The organism is Lapillicoccus sp. (assembly GCF_025353065.1).
GTDB lineage: Bacteria > Actinomycetota > Actinomycetes > Actinomycetales > Dermatophilaceae > Lapillicoccus.
Genome location: NZ_JANXRJ010000120.1, coordinates 1 through 6,440, shown reverse-complemented (window position 1 = coordinate 6,440; position 6,440 = coordinate 1). Strand labels below are relative to the sequence as shown.

General features: G+C 71.2%; 6 protein-coding genes and 1 pseudogene. 1 reads left to right on the top strand and 6 read right to left on the bottom strand.

Going from position 1 to position 6,440, the window contains the following annotated elements:
* The coding region (locus tag Q0R63_RS09595) for an AMP-binding protein (RefSeq protein WP_295696755.1) at window positions 1–883 on the top strand (883 nt) is incomplete at its 5' end.
* Here the strand turns inward: Q0R63_RS09595 and Q0R63_RS09590 are convergent.
* From Q0R63_RS09590 to Q0R63_RS09565, 6 genes and pseudogenes are all read right to left on the bottom strand, one after another.
* A complete protein-coding gene (locus Q0R63_RS09590; RefSeq protein WP_295696753.1) occupies window positions 867–2,633 on the bottom strand; it encodes a glycosyltransferase in 1,767 nt (588 codons plus the stop codon). The two genes, Q0R63_RS09595 and Q0R63_RS09590, sit on opposite strands and share 17 nt — an antisense overlap.
* Window positions 2,630–4,297: a hypothetical protein gene (locus Q0R63_RS09585; protein WP_295696752.1), complete on the bottom strand. Its 1,668-nt coding sequence runs from the start codon at window positions 4,295–4,297 to the stop codon at window positions 2,630–2,632. Before Q0R63_RS09585 ends, Q0R63_RS09590 begins: the two co-directional genes overlap by 4 nt.
* A 323-nt stretch (window positions 4,298–4,620) precedes the next feature.
* Window positions 4,621–4,884, bottom strand: a complete 264-nt coding sequence (locus Q0R63_RS09580) for a hypothetical protein (protein WP_295696757.1) — start codon at window positions 4,882–4,884, stop codon at window positions 4,621–4,623.
* A gap of 124 nt (window positions 4,885–5,008) precedes the next feature.
* A pseudogene (locus Q0R63_RS09575) lies at window positions 5,009–5,332 on the bottom strand (alpha/beta fold hydrolase); the annotation flags it as partial.
* A gap of 42 nt (window positions 5,333–5,374) precedes the next feature.
* Window positions 5,375–5,512: a hypothetical protein gene (locus Q0R63_RS09570; protein WP_295696750.1), complete on the bottom strand. Its 138-nt coding sequence runs from the start codon at window positions 5,510–5,512 to the stop codon at window positions 5,375–5,377.
* Between the two features lie 78 nt (window positions 5,513–5,590).
* Window positions 5,591–6,154 carry a TetR/AcrR family transcriptional regulator gene (locus Q0R63_RS09565; protein WP_295696748.1) on the bottom strand — a complete coding sequence of 188 codons (564 nt, stop codon included), beginning with the start codon at window positions 6,152–6,154 and terminating at the stop codon, window positions 5,591–5,593.
* Between the last annotated feature and the right edge of the window lie 286 nt (window positions 6,155–6,440).

The window sequence follows — 6,440 nt, the reverse complement described above, 5'->3', positions numbered from 1 at the left end:
GTGCGCCCCGCCCACCGTGTGGCGGATGCTCATCAACTCCGACCTCTCGAGCGGCCGCCCCGGGGCGCTGCGCGAGGTCATCGGAGCCGGCGAGCCGCTCAACCCCGAGGTCATCTCGCAGGTGCAGGAGGCCTGGGGGCTCACTCTGCGCGATGGGTTCGGCCAGACCGAGACGACCGCCTGCGTCGGCAACACCCCGGGGTCGCCCGTGAAGCCCGGGTCGATGGGCCGGCCACTACCCGGCATACCCGTCGTGCTCGTGGATCTGGTGACAGGAGAACGCTCCTCGGCCAACGACGATACTTCAGGCGAGGGTGAGATCTGCCTCGACCTCGCGCAGCACCCACTCACCCTGATGACCGGCTACCAGGGCGACCCCGAGCGCAACGAGGAGGCGATGGCCGGCGGTTTCTACCACACCGGCGACCTCGCCTCGGTCGACGCCGAGGGCTACATCACCTACATCGGGCGCACCGACGACGTCTTCAAGGCGAGCGACTACAAGATCAGCCCTTTCGAGCTGGAGTCGGTGCTCATCGAGCACCCGGCCGTCGCCGAGGCCGCCGTGGTCCCGGCCCCCGACCCGCTGCGGCTCGCCGTGCCGAAGGCCTACATCGTCCTCGCGCCGGGCCACGAGCCCGACGAGGCGACGGCGCTGTCCATCCTGCGGTATGCCCGTGAGCACCTCCAGCCGTGGCAGCGGGTGCGCCGGATCGAGTTCGCCGAGCTGCCCAAGACGATCTCGGGCAAGATCCGTCGCGTCGAGCTGCGGGGTCGCGAGGAGGCGCTGGCGGCCGGATCCGCCGGCTCGTCGGCGCCAGCAGCCCGCCCGCCGCAGGAGTGGCGCGACGACCAGTTCCCCCAGCTCAGGGGCGAGCCGTGACCGGAGCCGGCCGGCCGACCGGCTGGCCGGTCGTCCGATCCGTCTGACCGAGCTCCTGCTCGGGGTCGAAGTCGTCAGAGAGCCCGTGCGGCGTCTTCTCCCACACGTGCGGCGTCAGCATCGTCTGCCAGGCCGCCCGCCAGGCGGCGACAGAGTGGAGCAGCCAGTAGACCGGGCTGAAGATCGCGAGTCCCGCGATGCGCCAACCGTATCGGGGGAGCGCCACGATCGCCGACGTGACGATCGTCAGCCCGGTGCCGGCCAGCATGTTGACCAGCCCGAGGGTCGCCAGCCAGTGCGGCATACCGAGGAACCCCCACTGCTCGCCGGCGATCGTCAGGGCGGCGAAGACGACGAGCACGGGATAGACCAGGAAGGCCAGCGGGGTCCCGAGGATGAGTGCGAGGAGACAGACGAGGCCGCGCAGGCCGGTCGCCCGGGTGAACTGGACCGGGTGACGCAGGTTGACGGCCGAGGTCAGCAGGTAGCCCTTGATCCAGCGGGTGCGCTGCTTGATGAAGGCGCCGCTGCGCGAGCACGCCTCCTCCCACGTGGTCGAGGTGTTGACCCCCACGCGGTAGCCCATCGCCGCCGCCCGGATGCCGAGGTCGGCGTCCTCGGTGACGTTGTAGGGGTCCCAGCCGCCGAGCCGCCGCAGGATCAGGGTGTCGAAGTGGTTGGACGTCCCCCCGAGCGGGATGGGGATCCCCGAGCCGTCGAGCCCTCGCAGCATCGCGTCGAAGAGGAAGGAGTACTCGATGGCGAAGAGCCGGGTCAGCACGTTGTAGGGCGCGTTGTAGTAGCTGAGACCGCACTGCACGCAGGCCAGCTGAGCGAGCGGGCGGCCCTGCTGGCGTTCGACGGCGGCCCTGCGGAAGTCGGCGACGACCCGCCGCAGCTGGTCGGGCTCCGGCCGGTCCTCCGCGTCATAGATCACGAGGAACTCGCCCCGGGCGAAGATCAGCCCGTAGTTGCAGGCCCGTGGCTTGGTCTGCGGGGCGCCGCGGGGGACCACGAGGATGCGCATGTATGCCGGGGGGTCGGCCGCCAGCGCTGCGACGATGGTGCTCGTGTCGTCTTCCTCCAGCAGGACCAGCACCTCCATCCGATCGCGTGGGTAGTCGAGCTGCTCGAGGTTCTCGATGAGCCGGCCGATGATCTTGGCCTCGCGGAACGCGGGGACGAGGATCGTGTAGGTCGGGAGGTCCTCCGACCCGCGCGTGTCGAGCGTGCCGTTCGTCACCCAGGAGTCCTCTGTCCGCTGGGGATCCGACCTTTCGGCCGGCGCCTCGGACCGCCGCTGGAACAGCCGACGCAGCGGCAGGAGCAGCACGCAGACGAGGCGGAAGCCCATGAACAGCGAGAGGGTCAGCGACGTCACCGCGAGCAGCACGATCGTCGTCAGACGCACGTCGACCACGAGACAGGCCGCCACGAGCACCAGCACGACCGGCGGGGCCAGCAACTGCCCCCGGGTCAGGCCGGAACGCGCCGACCGGCTGGGCTGCGCCTCCGCGAGGGACTCCGCGATCTCGTGGAGGAGCTCGGCCCGGCACTCCCGGGCGATGGTGGCGTCGAACTCGGCCAGCGTCACCCGGGTCACACTGACCGCGTCGGCGCCGGTGTCCTGCCGGACGAACCGCGCCGTCGAGTCGGCGATGGGCACGGCGCTGACGATCTCGACGTGTCGGCCGTCGCCGCTGACCAGGGGCATCCAGCCCTGACGGACGAAGGTGCGGGGGCTGGTCACAGCTGTCCGACCCGTCGGTAGAGGGCGTGGTCGCCGCTCGCGCGGACGAGCATGTAGCGGCTCAGCACCTCGGGTCGGGCCAGGGCCTGCGTCGCGAGGTCGTGCGGCCCGGAGTCGAGGCCGACACCGCGGCCGTCGACGTTGGCGAGGATCCACTCCGCGTGCGCCGCCGGGTCGGCGATGGCGGCGTCGAACGGCGCCCCCGTCGAGCGCGTGATCAGCTCGCGCATGGGGATCCCGAGGACCGGCAGGATCGCGTTGCCACGGGCGCTCTCGTCGATGAGCACGTCGCCCCCGCGGTAGAAGGTCGCGAGGTATCTCGCGACGTCCTGAGAGCCCACGGCGTCCTGCCGGCTGCGCTGCGCCTCCGCGATGACCGCACTGCGCGACGGCAGCGCGAGCGCGAACCAGGCGGTCTGGCCGATCAGGGCGGGGATGATCACGACGAAGACGGCGCCTCGGGCCAGCGCCCGGAGACGGGCGTCGGCGAGCACCCCGACGAGCAGCGCCAGCAGGGGACAGACCGAGAGGGCGAAGCGGTTGTTCCACCAGGTGGCCGGATCGGTGTGGTCGTTGCTGATGGAGGTCTGCCCGAGGGTCAGGCTGACGACGGAGAAGAGGTAGGACGTGGTGAGAAGGGCGACGACGAGCATCGGTGTGCCGGTGCGGAAGCGCCGGGCGGCGACGATGAGCCCGAGGCCGGCGAGGACGAGGAGCGCGAGGCCCGCCGTCTCGAGGAGCGCCCAGTTGTAGGTGCTGAGCGAGACCAGGAGGTTGCCCCGCGTCGGGAGGATGCCGTTGTCGATGAGGACCTGCTGCTGGGCTCTCGCCGAGTAGGGCCCGGTCACGAAGGCGAGGGGGTCGCCGAAGCGGATCGCGTTGTAGGACAGCCACCACGCGATACCGACGAGGGGGACGGCGAGGAAGGCGGCCGCTCGGGTGAGGGCTCTGCGCAGCCCCTGGCGGCGCCGCAGCTCGACGACCGCGACGAAGGCGGATCCGGTGACCAGGAGCGCCCACCCCTCGTAGCGGGACAGGGCCGCGGCGGCGGCCGGCACCCCGGCATACACCGCGAGCTCGCCGCCGCTGGGGGTCCGCGTCGCCGTCGCCCACCGCGCCAGGCCCGCGATCGTGGCCAGCATCGCGGCGATGAGGACGGGTTCCGTGAGCGCCGTCGTGTAGGCGTAGAGGAGGCTGGGGTTGAGCAGCAGGGCCGCGAGGGCGGCGAGGCGGCCGGCACGACCGAGCCCCAGTCGTGCGGCGATGTGGTGGAGGGCGGCCGCGGAGACGGCGAGGCAGCCGATGCCGACGAGGCAGGCGGCCCATCCGGTGCGCCAGAGGACGTCGATCGCGGTGAGGGGCATGAGCAGCAGGTGGGGCACCGGGAGCCAGACGGTGCCGAGCTGGCCGAGACCCGGGTCCGCGGAGTCGACGATGCGGCGCGCGATGCTGAGGTGGCTCTGGGCGTCGGCGTAGGCGAGGTTCCAGCCCGAGCGGGTGCTGACGATGCTCGCGACCAGCCCCACCAGGGCGGCAGCGACGGCGACGATACCGGTGCCGGGGACGGCGTGACCCGTGCTCGGCTCGGCGCCGAGGCGCGACCACAGGTCAGTGGCCCGGGGCCGGCCGGACCCGGACCCGGACCAGCGGAGGGGGCCCGACAACCGGCCACGCTGCAACCGGGCGCGCTGCGGCCGGGCACGCCCCGCCCGCGAGTCACCCCGTGCGGGGCCTCGTCGACGTGCGGAGGGGGACGGACGACCCGGCGCCGCGGTGCGCTGGGTCGTCGTCTCGGGCATACCGGTCATGGAGGTGTCCGTCTGGTCTGGCGGGCGATGGACGCGAGACCACGGTGTCCCGAACGCCTCGAAGTCTGCCATCCGGATCCGGCGCCCACCCGGCCAATTCCCTTTTCTGGTTGGCTTTTTCGGTCAAAGCGGACAAACATCCACCACACGTGGCCGACGGCACACAGAGGGGATCCCGGTCAGTCGGAGGGGCGTTGTACCAGCTCGCGAATGAACGACACGACGTCGTCCGGACGCTCTTCGGCCATGAAGTGACCGGCGTCGATCGCCTGATACGTGGCGCGCGGTGCCCACTGCCGCCACAGGTCCAGCGCGTTGAACCCGAGCTGTGATCCCCAGTCCTGGGAGATGACCGCGACGGGCATCGCCAGCTGGGCGCCGGCCTTCCGGTCGAGGCGATCCATCTCGAGGTCGATCGTGGCCGTGGCCCGGTAGTCCGCCACGATGGACGGTATCGCCAGCACGGAGCTGTCGACGTAGTGCTGGCGTATCTGCGGTGAGAAAGGTCGTGCCGCTGGGATCCCAGGCGTCGAGGAACGAACCGAAGAAGTCCTCGGCGACGGCCTCGATCATCCGCTCGGGCAGACCCTGGGGCTGGGCCATCAGGTAGAGGTGCCACGCGACGGCCGCATCGACGCCGCGCAGCACGTCCCACGTGTCCATGGTGGGCAGCACGTCCAGGATCCCCAGATGCGTGACGCTCCCCGGGTGGTCGAGAGCGGCCCGGACCCCGACGAGGGCGCCGCGGTCATGACCGATCAGACTGAACCGATCCGGCCCGATGGAGCGCACGACACCGAGGATGTCGCGTGCCATGGTGGCTTTCGAGTAGGTCTCGGGAGAGATCGGAGCCGGCTTGTCGCTGGCGCCGTAGCCGCGCAGATCGGGCACGATGACCTGGTAGGTGTCAGCGAGCTGGCGGGCGACGTGGCGCTACATGAGGTGCGTCTGAGGGAAGCCGTGGAGCAGGACGGCGGCGGGCCCGCTGCCGCCCACGGCGACGTTGAGCTCGACGCCGCCGTCGCCGGGGACTGCTCGGTAGTCGAAGCCGTCGATGGTCACGTCGGTCATGGGTCGGACCTCTCGATGATGGTGCTGGAGTGGACATCTGGGGTGGCCTCCCGGAGTCGATATCTCAGGGGGCCGCGATCAGCCGAAGATGGCCCGCGGCGGCGGATCGGTCCCCGCGCTCGCACGCAGGGCGGGAAGCAGGGTGCTGTCGATCAGGTAGGTGAGGTAGTCGGGTCCGGCAGGAAGACCGTTGAGCCTGCGCAGGAGCAGGACCGAACCGGCGACTTCTTCGTACGCGAAGGGCTGGGCACCCTGGGGCAGCTCGCCACGGCGGATCGCCGCGTCCAGCACCGACGCCGGGAGCTTCGCCCCGGTGGGCCCGGTCGTCTCCTCGATGTGGCGACACAGTGCGGGATCCTCCAACCCGGCCCGGAGCAGCATCAGACTCAGGGACCCGTCGGCCGAACGCATCGTGGTGTCGAGCCGCCGGCACAGGGCGATCAGGTCCCCACGGATCGATCCCGTGTCGATGTCACCAGCACCTGTCGCAGCAGACGCGGGCCCGGCAGCGACGGCCGCGACCACCATCTCGCCCTTGGTCGCCCACCGCCGATACAGGGTCGCCTTGGACGCGTGGGCCCGCCGCGCGACCTCCTCGTACGTCAACGCGTCGTAACCGACCTCCCCGAGCAGCACCAGCACGCACGCGAGGATCACTCGTTCGCGCTGGTGATCCCGGGGCCGTCCAGGACGGACGCCTCCGGGACGCTGCTCGGATGGCTCATTGAGATACGATACGTTTCGTACCGTATCAGATTCCGAGATAGACGAGGGCGCGCGACGAGGGCGCGCGAAGGGCGCGCGACGAGGGCGCGCGAAGGGCGCGCGACGAGGGCGCGGTGGGGGAGTCCGTGCCGGGGCTCAGGGTCGAGTCCGGGCCGGGCCCGGTGCCTGGATCCGTGTCGAGCGGGATCGCCGGGATGCTCGC

Bases quoted from the DNA above. Each gene is read 5' to 3' on its own strand.
- Q0R63_RS09570 (WP_295696750.1), bottom strand. From the start codon at position 5,512: ATGACCGACGTGACCATCGACGGCTTCGACTACCGAGCAGTCCCCGGC.